The 19,881-nt window shown below is 47.3% G+C and carries 8 protein-coding genes; 7 read left to right on the forward strand and 1 reads right to left on the reverse strand.

Annotation, left to right across the window (positions count from 1 at the left end; genetic code table 11):
• Nucleotides 1–643: 643 nt before the first annotated feature.
• From NDI44_RS12995 to NDI44_RS13025, 7 genes are all read left to right on the forward strand, one after another.
• Nucleotides 644–1,471: a PEP-CTERM sorting domain-containing protein gene (locus tag NDI44_RS12995; RefSeq protein WP_190411650.1), complete on the forward strand. Its 828-nt coding sequence runs from the start codon at nucleotides 644–646 to the stop codon at nucleotides 1,469–1,471.
• Between the two features lie 109 nt (nucleotides 1,472–1,580).
• A complete protein-coding gene (locus NDI44_RS13000) occupies nucleotides 1,581–1,811 on the forward strand; it encodes a hypothetical protein (RefSeq protein WP_190411651.1) in 231 nt (76 codons plus the stop codon).
• An 890-nt stretch (nucleotides 1,812–2,701) separates the two neighbouring features.
• Entirely contained in the window at nucleotides 2,702–3,550 is an 849-nt protein-coding gene (locus NDI44_RS13005; RefSeq protein WP_190411652.1) for a choice-of-anchor L domain-containing protein, read from the forward strand.
• Between the two features lie 943 nt (nucleotides 3,551–4,493).
• Nucleotides 4,494–5,312: a choice-of-anchor L domain-containing protein gene (locus tag NDI44_RS13010; protein WP_190411653.1), complete on the forward strand. Its 819-nt coding sequence runs from the start codon at nucleotides 4,494–4,496 to the stop codon at nucleotides 5,310–5,312.
• A gap of 416 nt (nucleotides 5,313–5,728) precedes the next feature.
• Nucleotides 5,729–7,177 (forward strand): F0F1 ATP synthase subunit beta, encoded by a 1,449-nt coding sequence (gene atpD / locus NDI44_RS13015; RefSeq protein ID WP_190411654.1) that lies wholly within the window; start codon nucleotides 5,729–5,731, stop codon nucleotides 7,175–7,177.
• A gap of 98 nt (nucleotides 7,178–7,275) precedes the next feature.
• Entirely contained in the window at nucleotides 7,276–7,692 is a 417-nt protein-coding gene (gene atpC / locus NDI44_RS13020; RefSeq protein ID WP_190411655.1) for an ATP synthase F1 subunit epsilon, read from the forward strand.
• 808 nt (nucleotides 7,693–8,500) lie between these two features.
• Nucleotides 8,501–18,811 carry a CHAT domain-containing protein gene (locus tag NDI44_RS13025; protein WP_190411656.1) on the forward strand — a complete coding sequence of 3,437 codons (10,311 nt, stop codon included), beginning with the start codon at nucleotides 8,501–8,503 and terminating at the stop codon, nucleotides 18,809–18,811.
• 27 nt (nucleotides 18,812–18,838) lie between these two features.
• Here NDI44_RS13025 and NDI44_RS13030 read toward each other — a convergent pair whose 3' ends face one another.
• Nucleotides 18,839–19,711 carry an S-methyl-5'-thioadenosine phosphorylase gene (locus tag NDI44_RS13030; RefSeq protein WP_190411657.1) on the reverse strand — a complete coding sequence of 291 codons (873 nt, stop codon included), beginning with the start codon at nucleotides 19,709–19,711 and terminating at the stop codon, nucleotides 18,839–18,841.
• Nucleotides 19,712–19,881: the final 170 nt, after the last annotated feature.

Below are 19,881 nucleotides of genomic sequence, written 5' to 3' on the forward strand. Positions count from 1 at the left end.
CAAGTGAATATAAAACCAATATTGAGAACTGCTGTGTCTTCCATCCGGAGGCACGGCAGTTGTTTTGAGAAGGGATGTTGAATTCGAGTGTCTCTACCAGAGCGATCACTGCTTCTGCGTGTACGAACTAGGTGCGAACTGACAAGTCAGCGCAACGCTCTCGCGTACACTATCTTCAGCAACTTGCGCTCTCCAACACAAAACCTTTTCTAAGCTTCACACAGCCTCAGCATCTTTTTCTACGTTTTAGTACTGCTAAAAACCTTATGCAGTCTGCCAAGCTTGCATATTTGTAGTAGTATTCAGTCAGAGTTTATCTATCTAAAGATATATATTTTGGGTGAAGATTCGGGAAAAGCACTGTAGTTGCTAGGAAAGGTGTGCCCGACTATTTCTAGATGAAGGCAGGGTTCTGGCGATCGCGCTTCGGGATACTACCATCACTATCCACGACTCAATTGAAAGCGATCGCCAGTTGGCGAGACGAATTCATAAGCAGGGCATTCCAAGAATTTCTACCGATCTATAAGAGCTTTCGCGATCGCACTTTGGGGTATTCATCGCATTACCCTTCAGTTTTCATGCGATCGCACTGGCTGGGTATTCAGACCGCAACATTCACCTTTTTGGAGTCAAAAGTTCAATGGCTATTTCTACCCTGGTTAAGAAATTTATTCCTCATGCGGTCATAGTAGCAACAGCAGCCCTCGCAGCAATCGCCGCTGTTGCTCCAGCCCAAGCTTTAACCTTCTACTCGGATCGTGCCGCTTTCAATGCTGGGTCAAAAAATCTCCAGAATATCGACTTTGAAGATTTGCACACAGACCATAACAACTACTGGGGATACACATCCTACGGAAACAGCACCATTACGGAGAAAGGTGTCCAGTTCACAGATTCTTACAAGCTTGGGATGGGGGGTTCCAGCTATAGCAACTACTATGGCTTAGGGTCAGGTGATGTGCTATATAGCAGTAGCTATAGCTACTCGCACTCAGGGTCATACGGTGGCAATTCCTACTCCGGTTCCTATGACAATGGCAGCAACCTCCTCAACATTCTTCTCCCCTCTGATACGACAGCGATCGCATTCGATTTCAAGAACCTTTCCGGGGGTTCTGTCTTTAAGATGAGTATCGATGACCAGGTATTTGATTTCAATCCCTCAATTAATTTTGTTGGATTCACATCTGATACGGCAATCAGCTCAATCAAGTTTCTGGGAACTCCCAACGACTCCTCCTACAACTACTCCTACGGCTATGACATCAACTACGACGGCGTGATTGACAGCAACGACACCTACTCCTACTCCCAAACTGGCTTCAATTCCAGCGTAAGTCTCGATAACTTCACTTTCGGGGAAGCGGCTACGTCAGTCCCCGAACCCACTTCAGTGCTAGGTTTGCTAGCCGTGGGCGCTTTGGGTGCAGGCTCACAGATCAAGCGCAAACAGCAAGGTAAAGCTTAAGATAACAGCCGATGCGCTTCGTCCCAGATTAACTGCGTGACTGCCATGCCTTCTATAAAGAAGGCATGGCAGTTTTTTTGCGGAATGATTCAGTCAAGGTTCTCCATAGATGCGAACTGACTCTTTCAGCGCTAGGCTAACGCCTCGCTTCGCTGTTTTCATGCCCAAAGGGCTGTACGCTATCGCGCTGGTGAATGAGGAGGATGCAGTGTCTTGCCTAAGAATGCCCGGAATGCGATCGCCCGAAGATAAAGCGAATGTATTCCGGACAAATTCCTGGCAATCGTCGAAACAAGCAAAAAGCACTAAAAGCTTAATCCGGCTGGGATGGCAAAGATAGTTTAGGTGGTTGAGTGCCTATCTTAGGCATAAGAGTACGACGTTTAACCCAAAACCCAATTTTGACTGCTAGCTAGCTGTGTCTTTTAGGAGGCACAGCTTTTTTTATGGCTACTCACTTGCTCTTGGTGCCGTCATCTCGTTACTGATTCAACGATTAGGGCGATCTCCGCCGCTGGCAGGAAGCCAAAGGTGAGACGGTATTCTCTTTCGATTGAGTATATAAGAGAGCGATCGCTCTGAATTCACTTGCCTTACGCAAAGGTGCGAACTGACAAGTCAGCGCTTCGCTATCACGTCCTGCCTAAGAATGCCTTACAAGCGATCGCCCGACGATGAAGCCAAGCTCTTGCAGGCAGATTGCAGCCAATAAAAACCTGTTCTACGTAATACTTCTTAAGTAAATTTACGTAGCCCTTAACTTAGAGCTTTATAGAATCTTCATTTATTTTTCAGCAGCAAATTGCTATTAAAGCTTTATTGGATAAGAAATTCCGCAACTATTCTTCCTTTACAACTTATTTTATTATTATAAACTTTCTGTAAAGCTACGGATAAACTTTGATGAGTAAACACTATACCTGGAAAGGATTTCACGGCTTGATGACTGATAAGTAGAAACAACATTAAAACCTAAGTAATTTCTACAAATCGTTTTTTTCTAACTTTACAGGATTCACTTATTGACATTTTGAGTTAAATATACACCTGTATAAGGGCTGAAGAATTATCAAAATTAATGCTAGCCCTTCCGAAATACGCATACTTTTACCTGTATTCAAAGTAAGCCTAAGAAACGAACTTTCTAAGTAGTTACAGCTTCTGTTTATAAAAAAGCTGCGAACACCTAGGCATTTTCACTGCCAGCATCTATCTTGTATGAGACCGACTATGAATCTTTTTGCTAAAATCTCTGCTTCAGCCGCTATTGGTGTTACTGCTGCCCTGACGATGTTTGGGAATTCAGCAATGGCGTTCACAGTAACTCCAAACAACAATACGAATGCTTTGCTGCAAGCCTTGTTAGGCGACACGACTGGATTGAGTAACTTTTCTGTCAATGCCACAGGCAATGCTACTGCTTTTGGTCTTTTCAGTGACGACCCCTTCGGTTTGAAAGATGGCATCATCTTGAGTACCGGGAATGTCACCAATGTAGTGGGTCCTAATAATGCTCCAGGTAATGGTACAAGTTTCGGAACACCAGGTGATACGGAGGGTTCCTTTGATTTGGCTCAGCTCGATATTAGCTTTGACGCTGACGCTACCGTAGATAAGCTGTTCTTCGAGTATGTCTTCGGCTCGGAAGAGTTCCTAGAGTACGCTGGTACCGGGTACAATGACTCTTTTGAACTGTTGCTTAATGGTGTCAACCTAGCTAAGTTGACCGATGGCAAAACCGTCACGATTAACAACCTTGTTCCCAATCTCAACAGCCCTTATCACGCCGACTACATTGACAATCCAGAAGGGAGTCCTGGCACTGAGTTAGATGGCTACACCAAAACCTTGGCTTTCGAGGGTTTGCTGAACAAAAATGCCAAGAACACTCTCAGCATCAGGATTAAGGATGTAACTGATAGTCAATTAGATTCGGCTGTATTCATCAAAGGGAAGTCTGTGGGAGTCGTAGAGCCTCCGAAGGATGTTCCTGAACCCAGCTTGATGCTTGGTTTGCTGAGTGTTGGTGGTATGACCTTGATCAGCCGTCGCAACAAGCAAAAAGCACTAAAAGCTTAATCCGGCAGGATGGCAAAGATAGTTTAGGTGGTTTGCCTATCTTAGGCGCAAGAGTCTGATCTTGGACTCAGAACGCATAATTTTGACAAAGCTGTGTCTTTACAGAAGGCACAGCGATTTTTTTTATGGCTACTAACTTGCTCTTGCTGCTGTGATCTCGTTACTGATTCAACGATGAGGGCAATCTCCGCTGCTGGCAGAAACCCAAAGGTGAGACGGCATTCTCTCTCGATTGAGTATACAAGAGAGCGATCGCTCTGAATTCACTTGCCTCACATAAAGGTGCGAACTGACTCTTTCAGCGCTTCGCTATCGCGTCTTGCTCATCCACTAGCGCGATCGTAGTGCGTCTTGCCTAAGAATGCCTTACAAGCGATCGCCCGACGATGAAGCCAAGCTCTTGCAGGCAGATTGCAGCTAATAAAAACCTGTTCTACGTAATACTTCTTAAGTAAATTTACGTAGCTGTTAACTTAGAGCTTCATAGAATCTTCATTTATTTTTCAGCAGCAAATTACTATTAAAGCTTTATTGGATAGGAAATTCCGCAACTATTTTTCCCTTGTAAGTTATTTTATAATTGTAAGTTTTCTGTAAAGCTGCGGATAAATATTGATGAGCAGATACCTTGCCTGAAAAGGCTTTCATGCCTTGATAGCTGGTAAGCAAAAACAACATTAAAGCCTAAGTAATTTCTACAGTTCGTCTTTCTCCAACTTTATAAAATTCACTTATTGACATTTTGAGCCGAATATAAATTTGTATAAGTGCTGAAGAATTATCAAAATTAATCAGTAGCTTTTACGAAATACGCATACTTGTACCTGTAGTAAAAGTAAGCCTAAGGAACAAACTTTCTAAGTAGTTACAGCTTCTGTTTATAAAAAAGCTGCGAACACCTAGGCATTTTCACTGCCAGCATCTATCTTGTATGAGACCGACTATGAATCTTTTTGCTAAAATCTCTGCTTCAGCCGCTATTGGTGTTACTGCTGCCCTGACGATGTTTGGGAATTCAGCAATGGCGTTCACAGTAACTCCAAACAACAATACGAATGCTTTGCTGCAAGCCTTGTTGGGTGATACGACTGGATTGAGTAACTTTTCAGTCAGTGCTACAGGCAATGCTGATGCTTTTGGTCTTTTCAATGACGACCCCTTCGGTTTGAAAGATGGCATCGTCTTGAGTACCGGGAATGTCACCGATGTAGTGGGTCCTAATGATTCTCCAGCTACTTCAGGTTCCGGAACATTGGCTCAGCTCGATATTAGCTTTGATGCTGGCGCTTCAGTAGAGAAGCTGTTCTTCGAGTATGTCTTCGGCTCGGAAGAGTTCGTAGAGTTCGGTGGTTCCTCGTTCAACGACTCTTTCGAACTGTTGCTCAATGGCGTCAACCTAGCTAAGTTGACCGATGGAAAAATCGTCACGATCAACAACCTTGTTCCCAATGCGGCTGGGCCTTATCACGCCGACTACATTAACAATCCCGCAGGGAGTCCTGGCACTGAGTTAGATGGCTACACCAAAACCTTGACCTTTGAAGGTTTGCTCAACAAAAACGCCAAGAACACTCTCACCATCAAGATTCAGGATGTCGGTGATGTTTCATTAGATTCCGCTGTGTTCATCAAAGGGAAGTCTGTGAGAGTCGTGCAGCCTCCGAAGGATGTTCCTGAACCCAGCTTAATGCTGGGCTTGCTGAGTGTTGGTGGTATGACCTTGATCAGCCGCCGTAACAAGCAAAAAGCGCTGAAGGCTTAATCCGGTTTGGATGGCAAAGATATTGGGTTAAGTGCCTATTTTGAATTAGGCGCAAAAGTAGGATCTTTGATCCGAAGCATAATTTTAAATAGTGCTGTGTCTTTACAGAAGGCACAGCCCTTTTTTTATGGCTATTAACTGGCTCTTGATCCCGTCATCTCGTTACTGATTCAACGATTAAGGCAATCTCCGGCGCTGGTAGGAACCCGAAGGTGAGACGGTATTCTCTCTCGATTGAGGACATAAAAGAGCGAACTGACAAGTTAGCGCTTCGCTATCACATCCTATATGGGGATCAACTCAAGCCGCCAGACAGATTCGGCATCCTTTCAGTGGTACTCTGGAAAATGGCATTGCTAAATGTTAAGACTGTTTTCCCGTATCTATACAGATAGATTCACAACATAGGCACAAGCATGGTAGCCACCACAGACAAGACAAACGTAGGGCGTATTACCCAAATCATCGGTCCCGTTATCGATGCGGAGTTTCCCAGCGGCAAAATGCCGCAGATTTACAATGCCTTAAAAGTTGAAGGCAAAAACGAAGCCGGACAGGACGTGTCCGTAACCTGCGAAGTGCAGCAACTTTTGGGTGACAACCAAGTGCGTGCTGTTTCCATGAGTTCCACCGATGGTTTGGTGCGCGGCATGGAAGTAGTAGACACCGGCGCTGCCATTACCGTACCCGTTGGACCTGCCACTCTGGGTCGGATTTTCAACGTTCTTGGCGAACCCGTAGACAATAAAGGGCCAGTCAATACTGAAGAAACCTTCCCCATCCACCGTCCGGCTCCCAAGTTCACTGACTTGGAAACGAAGCCATCGGTGTTTGAAACCGGAATCAAGGTGTTAGACCTGCTGGCTCCTTATCGCCGTGGTGGCAAGATTGGTTTATTCGGCGGTGCTGGTGTTGGTAAAACCGTCATTATGATGGAACTGATCAACAACATCGCGATCAATCACGGTGGTGTGTCTGTGTTCGGCGGTGTGGGAGAGCGTACCCGCGAGGGAAATGACCTCTACAACGAAATGAAAGAATCTGGGGTTATCAAAGAAGATAACCTCAGCGAATCGAAAATCGCCCTGGTCTACGGTCAGATGAACGAGCCACCCGGAGCGAGAATGCGCGTAGGCTTAGCCGCACTGACAATGGCTGAGTATTTCCGCGATGTCAGTAAGCAAGACGTGCTGCTGTTTATCGACAACATCTTCCGGTTTGTGCAAGCGGGTTCGGAAGTATCAGCGCTACTGGGACGGATGCCTTCTGCTGTGGGATATCAGCCGACTCTGGCAACAGATATGGGCGACCTGCAAGAGCGAATCACCTCCACCACCGAAGGTTCGATTACCTCAATTCAGGCCGTCTACGTACCAGCCGACGACTTGACCGACCCCGCGCCAGCAACCACCTTTGCCCACTTGGACGGAACCACTGTGTTGTCTCGTGGCTTAGCAGCGAAGGGAATTTATCCCGCTGTTGACCCGCTAGATTCCACTTCCACCATGTTGCAACCCAGTGTTGTTGGTGAGGAACACTACGCGATTGCTCGTGAAGTTCAGGCAACGCTACAGCGCTACAAAGAGCTGCAAGACATCATCGCCATTCTGGGTCTGGATGAATTGTCTGAAGATGACCGCTTGACGGTGGCTCGTGCGCGTAAAATTGAGCGTTTCTTGTCTCAGCCGTTCTTCGTGGCAGAAGTCTTCACCGGATCTCCAGGGAAATACGTGAATCTGCAAGAAACAATCAACGGTTTCAAGAAGATTCTGTCTGGAGAGCTGGATTCATTGCCAGAGCAGGCTTTCTACATGGTCGGCAATATTGAAGAAGCGATCGCTAAAGCTGAAAAAATCAAAAGCTAGTCCATAGGCATTTGCCATTAGTCATTAGCCTTTTTTCACTGGCTAATGACTAATGACCAATGACCAATGACCAATGACCAACTAACAACTCACAAATTATGGCTTTAACTGTTCGCGTTGTTTCTCCCGACAGAACTGTCTGGGATTCTAGTGCTGAAGAAGTAATTCTGCCTAGCACTACAGGTCAACTCGGTATCCTCAGCGGTCATGCTCCTTTATTGACAGCCCTGGATATCGGTGTCATGCGTGTCCGTTCTGGCAAAGATTGGGTGCCCATCGCCCTCATGGGTGGCTTTGCAGAAGTGGATGAGAATGAAGTAACCATTCTGGTTAACGGTGCCGAGCGCGGCGACAAAATCGATCGGGAACAAGCCCGTGCTGCTTATACCGAAGCTGAGGCGAGGCTTAATCAGGTTGGGGGTGGTGGTTCCCGTCAAGAGCAAATTCAGGCAACTCAAGCCCTCAGACGTGCCCGCGCTCGTTTTCAAGCTGCTGGTGGCATGGTTCAAGCCTAAAGTCTGTCAACACTCAAGTCTTCTGAAAAGCTTCTCCTGTAACTCAACGGGAGAAGTTTTTCGTTTGGGAGAGGTTAACAATCATGAGTATTGCACTCAGCGAAGCGATCGCTTGCTTGAGAAATTTAGAGCGTTTGTCAGTTGGGTGGAATATAGTGCAGCTCTAACGTTCGGTAGGGACTTTTTGACTGCCATGTCCTTACAGATGTATCCCACTTCTCAATTCATCTGCAACTAATTTTGGATAGCTAATGGCAAGATTGCTAATCAATGAACAATTCGCAATAAAAAATAATATTTATAAAAGCTTACCCTACCTGAGAATCTTTCCATCTATTCACCCTTAAATGATCGAGCCGATTCATAATGTATATTTCGGCTAAAAAATACTATAAATAAGTACGCAAATATTTTTACAAATTAATAATTATTTTTACAGTTCCACATCTGCTTTTGACGAAAAATGATTAACCACTAGCCTGCTTTGTCTAAAAAATCAGGTTTGCTGCTGAATGGTCGAATATTAATCCTGACACCTGTGGAAAGTTAAAAAATGCAAAGTTGAGGCAGGTCTCAAAAAGGCTTCAGTTGCAATTAATTCAACAAGCAGCCTATAAAAACCAGAGCAAAAATAGCCAGCTTTATGAAAATTTCCTAAAGCAAAATACCCATCTTTATCAACTCTTTAAAGTATTCAATATCTAATTAATCATTCCTTTATCAAAGCTGTGATATTACGGAGTGACCCAGAAAAATTGGGGATTGTAGAGTTGCCGCAAATTTTTCATCAGCCCTAAGGAAGAGATTAATGTCAGTATTTACCAGCAGAATCGGTGCCCTGTTCGCCCTGTTGTTGTTTGGGGCTTCTGTAGGTGCCACATCCACCTCAGCTCAGTCAATCATTCCGGCTCCCAATGACACGAATACTCTGGTTAACCAGAATGGAAACCAGATTGACATCAGTGGCGGCACCCTTTCTAGTAATGGCTCGAATCTCTTCCACAGCTTCACTCAGTTTGGGCTGAATCAAAACGAGATAGGCAACTTCCTTTCAAACCCATCCATTCAAAACATCCTGGGTCGCGTCAATGGGGGAAATGCCTCAGTAATTAACGGTCTCATCCAGGTTACGGGTGGGAATTCAAACCTGTTCTTGATGAACCCCGCAGGCATTATCTTTGGCGCAGGAGGCAGCCTCAACGTGCCTGCCTCCTTCACCGCCACCACTGCTAACGGTATTGGCTTTGGGAGCAATTGGTTCAGCGCCACGGGTGCCAACGACTATAACGCTTTAATTGGTACGCCCAACGGCTTTGCCTTCGCAATGAGTCAGCCGGGAGCGATCGCAAATGCCGGAAACTTGGCAGTCAACCCCGGACAGAATTTAACCCTACTCGGTGGCACCGTAGTCAGTACCGGGCAATTGTCAGCACCGGGAGGTAATATCACGGTGGCAGCAGTGCCTGGTGAGAGCGTAGTACGCATTTCTCAGGCAGGAAGTTTACTAAGTGTAGAAATTCAACCCCTAGCAGCAGCAGACAATCAACCGAATGACTGGAAGCTTCCGATTGCCTCCTTACCTCAGCTGTTGACAGGTGCTGGGGATGTGGGAGCCACGAAAATGACTGTCGCCGCTGACGGCACAGTTCATTTAACAGGTTCCGGTACTGCAATACCCACAGATACAGGTACTGTAATTGCTTCTGGTTCCCTGAATACCTCAAACACTGCCCCAGGACAAACCGGAGGCACTGTCCAAATTGTCGGCAATAAAGTGGGATTGGTAGGTGCCAACATTAATGCTTCCGGCACCCTCGGCGGCGGCACAGTGCGAATTGGCGGCGATTATCAAGGGAAGGGCACACTACCAAATGCATCGCGCACCTATGTCAGTAGCGACTCTCTGATTGCCGCAGATGCCCTCCTCAACGGCAACGGTGGAAAGGTAATTGTTTGGGCAGATGAGACAACCCGCTTCTACGGCAATATTACAGCTCGTGGCGGCGCTCAAGGTGGAAATGGTGGCTTTGTCGAAGTGTCAGGCAAACAAAACTTGGACTTTGACGGTTTAGTAGATGTGGGTGCGCCCCTAGGAAAGGGCGGTCAGTTGCTATTAGACCCGAAAAGCGTTGTCATTGATACCGCAGACGATGACAACAATCAGCTTGATGACAAGACAATCCTGGCTGATGATGGCAAGGACAACGATACATTCAAGATTTCCGCTGGCAAGGTGAAAACCATGCTTAACAGTGGCAATGTGTCAATTGCAGCCACGGAAAACATTGATGTAAAAAGTGCTATCAATGCCAGCAGCAATACCAATACTTACAATCTTGCGTTGGACGCTGCGACCGTCAACTTGAACGCTCCTATAACTCTCAAGGGCGGTCTGACAATTAATAGCACGCAGGCGCTGAAGATTGCCCCTAATGCAGACATAAATTTGGGGGGAGCCTTCTTGCACGAAAGCTCCGGATCGGTCGCTACTGCAAGCAATATTACCGCTGAAAACGGCATCAACTTTAAAAGTGCCGTCACCCTCACTGGAGCGGACGTTACCTTCAAAACAGGTACAGGGACGGGTGACATCACCTTTAATAGCACCCTGAACGGGACAAACCCAGGTGGTCAAAACCTGACTTTAGAGGCAGGCGACGGCACCATCCAATTCAAAAATGCCGTCGGTACTACCACACCTCTCGGCAACCTCACCATTAACAGCGGCAACCTCAACATTGCCGACGCAGCAGACATGAAGTTAGGGGGAGCTTTTGAGCAACTGGGGTCGGGAACCGTTTCCACTGCGGGTAATATTCAAGCTGAAACCGGCATCAGCTTTAGTGGAAATGTCACCCTCTCCGGAAATGTCAAACTCAATACCGGAACGGGTAACGGTGATATTGCTTTCACCGGAGCGATCGCAGGCAGTGGCAAAAACTTAGAACTGAGTGCGGGCACGGGTAACATTAACCTTGGTGGTGCAGTAGGTAGTAGTGATACCCCAATCGGCAACCTCACTATCACCGCTGCCAAAGATGTAGAGACAAAAGCGATCGCCGCCGCTAGCATTACCCAAAAAGCAGGTACAGGCACCACCACCTTTAATGGAGCATTGAAGACAAATACTGCCACAGGGATTGACTTGAGTGGCACTAACTTTATCTTCAACAGCCCTGTCACAACTACCTCCAATGGCACTGTCACCATCAACAACAGTGGCAATTTGACCATTGCTGCAAACGCAAACATGAATCTTGCGAAAGGCTTCAGCCAAACTGGCACAGGGGCAGTCTCCATTGGCAGCAACATTACCACTAGCAATGACAACATCAGCTTCAGCAGTCCCGTTACCCTGAAGGGAGATGTCAAGCTAGATACTGGAACTGGAGACGGTGATATTACTTTTAGCGGAGTCATTATAGGCGGTGGCAAAGACTTAGAACTGAGTGCTGGTACAGGAACTATTACACTGGGCAGCACGACGGGACTGGACGCTCTGATAATTGACAGTGCTGGCGACGTAACAACTGGAGCAATTACCGCCACCAGCATCACTCAAACGGCAGGTACAGGCACCACTAGCTTTAATGGAGCGCTGAATACCAGCGGTGGAAGTGGTATCAAGCTGACCACAAACGAAATTAAATTTGGGAGTACTGTCGATGCCAAGGCTAACCCCATTGTCCTGACTGCTGACAAGCTCGACCTGGGTTTATCAACAATTGCGGGTTCAAAAGTCACTCTGGCACCCAAATCTTCAGGGCAAAGCATCAGCGTAGGATTAGCCGCCAATCCTGGACTGAATTTCACCCTCGATCAACTGAAAAATATTACAGCTAGTAGTTTGACCATTGGGGATGCCACCAACACTGCAAGCATCCACATTGGGACATTCCTCAACCCGCTTACCGAGAATCTCACCTTTATTAGTAAAGGGACTGTAGATGTCACTGCACCGCTATTCGCAACTAACAATTTGACGATTACTAACGGTGGCAAGCTGACGATTGCCCCTAATGCAGACATAATTTTGGGGGGAGCCTTCTTGCAAAATGGCTCCGGATCGGTCGCTACTGCAAGCAATATTACCGCTGAAAACGGCATCAGCTTTACAAGTGCAGTCACTCTTACTGGAGCGGACATCGCTTTCAAAACGGGTACAGGGACGGGTAATATCACCTTTAATAGCACCCTGAACGGGACAAACCCAGGTGGTCAAAACCTGACTTTAGAGGCAGGGAACGGCACCATCCAATTCAAAAATGCCGTCGGTACTACCACACCTCTCGGCAACCTCACCATCAACAGCGGCAATGTCAACGCCGATGCTGCGATCAACGCCGCTAGCCTTACTCAAAAAGCTGGCAACGGTACTTACAGTGCGATAACTGCCAGCAACATTCAGCTAACTGGTAATATTTTTAACCTCAACGGTGCCATCAATACCACCAGTGGCGGCATCACTATCAATAACAGCCAGAAACTGACGATTGCTGCTGACGCAGACATGAACTTAGGAGGAGCGTTTCAGCAAATGGGGTCTGGAACTGTTTCCACTGCTGGTGATATTCAAGCAGAATCCGGCATCAGCTTTAGTGGAAATGTCACCCTAACCGGAGGTGTCAAACTTAATACTGGAACTGGCTCCGGTGATATTGCTTTCACCGGAGCCATTACAGGCGGTGGCAAAGACTTAGAACTGAGCGCAGGTACGGGAAATATTACGCTGAGCAATGCTTCCGGACTGGGCAATTTAAAAATTAACAGTGCTAGCGACGTACAAGCTGGGGCAATTACAGCAACTAGCATTACTCAGGGAGCTGTCACACCGACGACTGGCACCACCACCTACAGTACGCTGAACGCTGCGGGTGCGATTAACCTGAAGGGCAACATTTTTAACCTCAACGATGCCATCAAGACCACGGGTGGGGGCGTTACGATTACTAACAGCGGTTTGCTGACCATTGCACCTGCCGCCGACATGAATTTGGCGGGAAAGTTTGTGCAGAATGGCACGGGTAATGTTGTTACGGGTGGAGATATTACCGCTAGCAGTATTCAGTTTGACCAAGGCGTTAGTTTAACTGGCGATGTCTCTTTTAACACCAGTGGCAGTAATGGCGCGATCGCATTCAACAGCACAATTGATGGCAATCACAATCTCACCCTGAACGCAGGTAGCGGCAGTATTAACTTCAAGAATAACCTTGGCACCGTTACCTCTTTAGGCAACCTTACAATTGACAGCGGCAATGTCAACGCCAGTGCTGCCATCAACGCCGCTAACCTCACTCAAAAAGCTGGCAGCGGGACTTACAGTGCCATAAATGCCAGCGACATTCAGCTAACTGGTAATATTTTTAACCTCAATGGTGCCATCAATACTACGGGTGGCGGTGTCACGATTACCAACAGCGATTTGCTGACCATTGCCTCTGTTGCCGACATGAATTTGGCAGGAAAGTTTGTCCAGAATGGCACGGGTAAAGTCTCTACAGGTGGAAGTATCACCGCCAGCAGCATTGAATTTCACCAAGGCATTAACTTAAGCGGTGATGTTAATTTTGATACTAGCGGTAGCAATGGCGCGATCGCTTTCAACAGTACAGTTGATGGTCAGAAAAATTTAACTGTGAACGCTGGTATCGGTGATATCACCTTCAACAGCACTGTCAATACTGCTAGCCTAGCTACCACTGGAGTTGGTGGGACAACCAAGCTCAACGGTAATGTGACCACTGCTAATAGTCAAAGCTATGGGAATAATGTTCTGTTGACCGGGGATATCATCCTAAAGGGGGATGAAATTAACTTTTCGGGCGGAACGGATTCGGTTGCTGGCACGGGAAATCTGACACTTCAGACAGCAACGGTGGGGAACGAGATCGCAATTGGGTTCGATCAAGATGCTTCCCATCTAAATATCAACGATACCGATTTGGCAGCGTTAAAAGACGGATTTAGCAGCATCACTATTGGGAATGCTAGCAAAGGCCAAAACATCGTTGTAGATTCGGCAACCTTCAAAGATGCTGTAACGATTCAAGCTGGCAAAGGAACGCTGACGGTGCAGGGAACATCGCCGGGAATTACCAGTAATGCATCGATTCATCTCATCGGCGGTGCAACGACTCTTAATTCAGGCATCGATACCACAGATGGAGGCAATCTTACCCTCACCAACAGTGATGTGCTGACGATTGCTTCGGGTACAAAGATGGCCTTAACCGGAGCCTTTGTGCAAAATGGCACGGGTAGCGTTTCCACCGCAGGGAATATCACCGCTAGCAGCATTCAATTTACCCAAGGCGTCAATCTTACAGGTTCTATCTTCCTGGAAACGGGTGCAGGCGATATTAGCTTTGGCAACACCCTGAATGCCCTGAATGGCAATCACGACCTAACTTTGACTGCCGGTACTGGCAATATCAATTTTACAGATGCAGTCGGGGGTAGCAACAAACTCGGTTCTATCACCATTAACAGTGCCCAAAACGTACAAGCAGCAGCAATTACAGCCGATAGCATTACCCAAAGTGCAGGGAGTGGCACCACCACATTCAACGGCGCACTGAATACGAATAGCGCCAGCGGCATTCACTTAAACGGCAACAACTTTGTTTTCAAAAACCCAGTTACCACGACGAATAATGGTGGCGTCAGTATCAACAATACTGGAACGCTGACAATTGATGCTGCCGCAGATATGAACCTCGATGGAGCCTTCAGTCAAGGTGGCACGGAAGGAGTCATTACCGCTGGGGATATTACTACCACCAACGACACTATTAGCTTCAGCGGTGCGGTGAACCTAACCGGCGCAGTCTCTCTCAACACGGGTGCGGGAGTAGGCGATATCAACTTTAGCAATACTGTCAATGGAACTCAGAACCTGAATCTAGCAGCAGGTACTGGCAACGTTATCTTTAATAATTGGGTGGGAAAAAGCGCTGCACTCAGCAATGTGACTGTGAGTAATGCAGCATTGGTCGCATTTAAAAGCACTGCCAATCTGACAGGAAATCTCAATTTGACGGCTGCTGAAATTAACTTTGACGGGGGAGACAATACAATCGTTGGCGGCGGTACCGTTCAGCTTCAGCCTGCAACACCCAATCAAGCGATCGCAATTGGCGGATTTGAAGAAACACCGGCGCTGGATATCACCCAAAAAGATATTAATGCCTTGGGTGGCTTTAAGCCCATCATCATTGGTAGTGACAGCGGAACTGGGACGATTGATGTCAATGCTGTCACCTTCGACGATCCGGTGAAAATTCAGTCTCCGAATGGCACGATTAACGTCAACGGGACAATTCAGGGAGTGGATGATGCTGCGATCGCTCTCAACGGTGCAACAACCAACTTGGGGGCAAACATTTCCACCCAGGGGCAAGACATTACCCTCGGTCAACTCGGCAAAACTGTGGAGCTTCAGACCGATATTGCACTTGCAAGCGGCGGTGGTAACATCATCTTTGAAGGCAATGTTAGCGCTCAAGCCGATAGCAAGCAGGGACTGACGCTGAATCCGGGTGCAGGTCAAGCAATTTTTAAAGGGAACGTCGGTAGTCCAAATCTCCTGGAGTATTTGACTATCAATAATGACTTGGGTGTTGTGATTATTGGTGGCGAGAATGCGACCTTAAAAGGCAACAGCGCCGATGTATACCAACAATTGACTGTCAACGCCAAGCAAACACTCTTATCAGGCATTATCACGACTTTGGATGGCAACATCATTTTTAATGGTGATGTCACTCTGACGGATGATACTTTCCTAAATACAGGCTCATTGGGTGCGGGTAACATTTCTTTCAATGGCACTCTGGATAGCGAAAAGGGCGAATATAATGACCTAAAGATGATCGCAGGCACCGGCAACATCTTCTTCGGCAAAACGGTGGGTGCGGGAGATGGTAAAGGGTTAGGCGCAATCTTAATTGAGAATGCTACCGATGTGACCGCCATTTCGACGATTGTTGCAGACAGTCTGACGCAGTTATCTGGTAGCACTACGACGCTGGCAGGTGACATTACGACAACTAAGCCAGCTGGTGTAAATATTACCGCCAATAATATTCAGGCGGGAGGCAGTCTCAACACCAATGGTGGCAAGGTAAATCTAAATGGGAATGGCGGAGTCAGCGCTAGCAATATCACTTCCAAAGGTGGGGAAATTAGCCTCAATAGCACTCAAGGTGCGATCGCTAGTAATGGCACTTTAGATTCATCCGGCGGTAAGGTTAATCTCACTGCCAATCAAGGCGTCACCGCAGCCAATATCACTTCCAAGGGTGGGGAAATTGCTCTCAATAGTAGCTCTGGTGCGATCGCTAGTAATGGCACTTTAGATTCATCCGGTGGCAAGGTTAATCTCACCGCCAATCAAGGCGTTACCGCAGCCAATATTACTTCCAAAGGTGGGGAAATTGCCCTCAATAGCACTCAAGGTGCGATCGCGAGTAATGGCACTTTAGATTCATCCGGCGGTAACGTTAATCTAAATGGGAATGGCGGAGTCACCGCTAGCAATATCACTTCCAAAGGTGGGGAAATTGCCCTCAATAGCACTCAAGGTGCGATCGCGAGTAATGGCACTTTAGATTCATCCGGTGGCAACGTTAATCTCACCGCCAATCAAAAAATCACTACCAACAATATCACCTCTAAGGGTGGGGGAATTAGCCTTACCAGTGACACGGGAGCCATTAATACCGCAGCCTTGGACTCCTCTTCTGCAACGGGTGCTGGCGGTGCGATCGCTCTCAACAGCAAACAAGGCGCGATACAAACGGGAAGTTTGATATCCAAAGGCGATACGGATGCTGGGGGAATTACAGTTATCGCCAATGACAGCATCACGACGCTGGATCTTGACGCAACAGCGACTAAAGGTGCTGGAAATGCGATCGCACTTACCAGCCAAAACGGAACCGTACAGACGGGAAATGTGAAAACTTCCGGTTCTCCCATCACCGTCTCCGCTCAAGACAATATCACTGCTGCCAATATTGATTCTGCTTCCGAAAAAGGCACCGGGGGAGCGATCGCACTTACCAGCCAAAAAGGAGCCATTACCGCTGCAAATGTGACCTCCAAAGGTACAACCGGCGGGGGTGCAGTCACCGTTGCGGCTCCGGGTAGCATCACCACGGCAAATATTGACACATCTTCTACCAATGGCACCGGGGGAGCGATTCGCCTAACGGCGATAGCTCCGCTTCACGCTCTCCTAAGTGATGCAGCAGCCATTCAAAGCGGCAATTTGCTCTCTCAAGGAACAGCAGGCGGTGGGGATATTGAAGTTTCCGCTCAAGGCATCATCACTGCTGGAGTTATCGACTCTAGTTCCAGCTTCGGGAAAGGTGGTAACGTCACCTTGGCAAACCCACTGATTGAACTCAACAAAAAGCCAATGGATGACATTCAAGTTGTCTCCATCAATGCCCAAAGTGGAGGGAGCGCCTTCGGAGGCGTTGTTAAAATTACAACCGATCGGTTCTTCCGCGCTACAGGCACTTTCACCGATTCCAAAAACCCATTTGCGACCAGCATTTCCACAATTGGAGGCGCTGGGGACGGCGCGATTATGATTTCCCACGGAGGCGGTTCCTCCTTTACTCCCTTTGTCGTAGGAGATGCCACAGAAAACGGAACGGCTGGCGCTCTCACCACCGGAACTGGGTTCCTCAGTACGATTTTGCCATCTAAAGAATTTCCTGGCCCTTACCGCCAAGGCAATATTCAAATTACTCCCCGCCGTCCGGGAGACAACCTGCTTCCCTACTTCGGCGCGATGCCTCTGAATACGCCTACTAGCGTCTCTGACGTAACGGTTGATACTACGAGCGACCTGGATAGCACAATCACCTCTAAATTTGACCAACATCTGGGGCAAACGGGAAATATCACCAATCCGAAAGCAGCCGCCAACCTATTGAGCCAAATCGAGAAGCAGACGAGCATCAAATCAGCATTTGTTTATGCAGTCTTTGCACCGGATCAAGTCTCTAGTAGCCAAAAAACTCAAATTAACAAAGACGATGAGCGACTAGAGCTAATTCTGGTAACAGGAGAGGGGAAAACGAAACGGGTGCGTGTAGCAGGTAGCAAGCGAGGAGCGCTGGGCGCATCCGCTTCGCGATCGCAAATCCTGAAAGTCGCTGGAAAGTTGCGGAACGCCATTACCAATAAAAATAAACTGAATGACGACTACCGTGCCCCCGCCGAACAACTCTATCAGTGGCTAATTGCACCTATCAAGGACGAGTTAGAAGCCCAAGGTATCCAGAATTTAGTCTTCATTATGGATGCAGGCTTGCGATCGCTTCCTATCTCCGCCCTCCACGACGGTCAACAGTTTTTAATCGAGAAATATAGTATCGGTCTCATGCCTAGCCTCAGCCTCACCGATACCCGCTACGCTAACCTTAAAAACGCTAAAGTCCTGGCAATGGGTGCCGACCGCTTTACCAACAAAACGCAAAATCCATTGCCTGCTGTGCCGGTAGAATTGTCGATGATTACTTCTAAGCTATGGCAAGGTAAATCCTTCCTCAACGAAGCTTTCACCCTGAAGAATTTAAAAGCACAACGCACTTCTACACCCTACGAAATTATCCACCTCGCAACTCATGCAGAATTTAAGTCAGGGGCACTCGGTAACTCCTATATTCAGCTGTGGGACACCCAATTGAGATTGGATCAAGTGCGTCAGTTGGGCTGGAATAAACCAGCGGTAGAATTATTAGTGCTGAGTGCCTGTCGTTCAGCACTGGGAAATGAAGAAGCCGAGTTGGGCTTTGCCGGGTTTGCGGTGCAAGCAGGCGTGAAGTCAGCGCTGGCAAGTCTTTGGTACGTCAGCGATGAAGGTACATTGGGGCTAATGACAGATTTCTACAAAGAATTGAAAAAAGCCCCTATTAAGGCGGAAGCTTTGCGACAGGCACAGCTAGCAATGTTAAAGGGAAAGGTGCGACTAGAAGGGGGACAACTGCATACTTCTGATGGCAATATGCCTCTACCTTCCTCTCTTGCATCAATCGGAGATAAAGACCTAAAGCATCCTTATTTCTGGTCAGCTTTCACAATGATTGGGAGTCCTTGGTAGAAAGTTAATGCATGAAAAAACCGCTGACTACAAATACTTCTTCAACAGCAACTCCATTTTCTCCTTTGTTGCTGCCGGAACGTTCTCTAGTCGCGTGAGGATTGCATATTTTAAAGCCGAGTGAGCATCAGAAACTGGCGGATTTTCACTCAAACGCCGAACAGTTTCTTGAATTACTTTTTGAGCATTGGTTGCATTGCGTTGCAGATTGGCAATGACCATTTCTACCGTTACGCTGTCGTGATCGGGGTGCCAACAATCGTAATCTGTTACTAATGCTAAGGTTGCATAAGCAATTTCTGCTTCTCTGGCTAACTTCGCCTCTGGTAAATTAGTCATGCCAATGATTGTGGCACCCCAACTGCGGTAAAGATGCGATTCAGCTTTTGTAGAAAATGCGGGTCCTTCCATACAAACATAAGTACCACCGCGATGGAGCGTGACGTCGGGTAAGTTTAAAGATGCGATCGCATCTGCCACAACTCCAGCCAATTGATTGCACACGGGATCGGCAAACCCAATATGAGCCACAATCCCTTCCCCAAAAAAGGTAGAAACTCGATTCTTGGTGCGGTCAATAAATTGATCCGGCACTACCATATCTAAAGGTTTCGCTTCTTCTTTGAGAGAACCTACCGCCGATGCAGAGATTAGGTACTCGACGCCTAGCTGCTTCATGGCGTAGATGTTGGCTCGAAACGGCAACTCAGAAGGCAACAGCGTGTGATTGCGACCGTGACGTGCCAGAAAAGCCACTCGCGTTCCTTCCAAAGTTCCCAATATCAAAGCATCAGAGGGGAAGCCAAAAGGCGTGGAGATTTGCATCTCTTCTACATCTTTGAGCGCCTCCATCTTGTAGAGACCGCTGCCACCGATAATCCCAATCCGAGCCTGAGTCATTTTTTTGCCTTCTTGCTACAACGCCAAGCTATTTTACGGGAAATTAGGGAGTGTTTGGATAGGCAATCTGATTTGTCAATGATGAGAATCACCAAATTATGAAGGAATTGTTACATTCTCTTGAAGATGGCGAGCGCGCAGGATTGTAAAGAAATATTACAATATTTTTA

Source organism: Trichocoleus sp. DQ-A3, assembly GCF_039961975.1.
Taxonomy (GTDB): Bacteria; Cyanobacteriota; Cyanobacteriia; order Cyanobacteriales; family FACHB-T130; genus FACHB-T130.

Excerpts from the sequence above, each read along its gene's own strand:
- NDI44_RS13000 (WP_190411651.1), top strand. The coding sequence starts at position 1,581 with ATGCGAACTGACTCTTTCAGCGCTAGGCTAACGCCTCGCTTCGCTGTT.
- atpC (WP_190411655.1), top strand. The coding sequence starts at position 7,276 with ATGGCTTTAACTGTTCGCGTTGTTTCTCCCGACAGAACTGTCTGGGAT.
- NDI44_RS13010 (WP_190411653.1), top strand. The coding sequence starts at position 4,494 with ATGAATCTTTTTGCTAAAATCTCTGCTTCAGCCGCTATTGGTGTTACT.
- NDI44_RS13030 (WP_190411657.1), bottom strand. The coding sequence starts at position 19,711 with ATGACTCAGGCTCGGATTGGGATTATCGGTGGCAGCGGTCTCTACAAG.
- NDI44_RS13025 (WP_190411656.1), top strand. The coding sequence starts at position 8,501 with ATGTCAGTATTTACCAGCAGAATCGGTGCCCTGTTCGCCCTGTTGTTG.
- atpD (WP_190411654.1), top strand. The coding sequence starts at position 5,729 with ATGGTAGCCACCACAGACAAGACAAACGTAGGGCGTATTACCCAAATC.
- NDI44_RS12995 (WP_190411650.1), top strand. The coding sequence starts at position 644 with ATGGCTATTTCTACCCTGGTTAAGAAATTTATTCCTCATGCGGTCATA.
- NDI44_RS13005 (WP_190411652.1), top strand. The coding sequence starts at position 2,702 with ATGAATCTTTTTGCTAAAATCTCTGCTTCAGCCGCTATTGGTGTTACT.